The organism is Thiorhodococcus mannitoliphagus (assembly GCF_010915725.1).
Taxonomy (GTDB): domain Bacteria; phylum Pseudomonadota; class Gammaproteobacteria; order Chromatiales; family Chromatiaceae; genus Thiorhodococcus; species Thiorhodococcus mannitoliphagus.
Genome location: NZ_JAAIJR010000370.1, coordinates 1 through 888 on the forward strand (window position 1 = coordinate 1; position 888 = coordinate 888).

The window sequence follows — 888 nt, forward strand, 5'->3', positions numbered from 1 at the left end:
GTAGATACTCTGTTCTGACGCAAGTCCGATTTGCCTCCTGTCCATCATTTTTTTCTATCGGCATCGTTGTCTCAGCGGGACGGTCGTTGAGCATCTGCCAACCCCATCGGAATCATCTTCGATGATGGAGGGGGCTTGGCTGCGGGTTTGGCGCGGGCGGACTCCGTGTGGACAACGCGTGAATGCCGCAAGCGGGCGTGTGGACAAGCCGGGGACAACCCGCTGCCGGCGGGTTGCCCCCACCTTGCCCACACTCATTCACCCGTTGCCCACACTGCGCCGCGCTGAGTCCGCTGCGGGCTGCGGGTGCCTGCGGCGCGACTGCTGCTGATTTTTTAAATAGGAATTCAATGCGCTGTCGTTGTTGAACGCGCTCACCGTGATCGCTGCTCGTGGGGGACTGCCACGCGCGTGCTGTCGGGCCAACCGAGAGTCGTGCGTTGGCGTCTGTTGCCGGCGCGCTCATGCCACAGCCTCGCGCAGCAGGCAAAAGCGGCTGCCGTCGAACGCTTGGCGGTGCTTGAGCATGGCATGGATGGCATGCAGCAATTTGCGCATAACCGCGCAGATGGCTTGGATCTTCTTCAGCCCGCGCGCTTCGATGAGATGCGTGTAGTAGCTGTTGACGTGGGGCTCGTGGCGCGCAGCGCTCAGCGCGGGCATGAACAGCGCCTTGCGCAGATGCCCGTTGCCGGCCTTGCTGAGGTGCGGTTTTTTGTTCACGCTGGTGCCCGAAGTGCTCTGGCGCGGATCGAGTCCGGCGAGGGCGACCCATTGCTTGGCGCGCATGTCCTCGGGCAGCACCAGCAGCTCTCCCATGAGCTGGATCGCGCTGGCGGCGGCGACACCGGGGATGCTGGTGATCAGCCCATAGACCTCGGCCAGCGC

Annotated in this window: 1 protein-coding gene; it reads right to left on the reverse strand. The window is 63.5% G+C overall.

The features are described 5' to 3' along the window. Positions 1–462: 462 nt before the first annotated feature. A partial coding sequence (locus G3480_RS26935) for a transposase (protein ID WP_164657252.1) occupies positions 463–888 on the reverse strand: 426 nt, incomplete at its 5' end.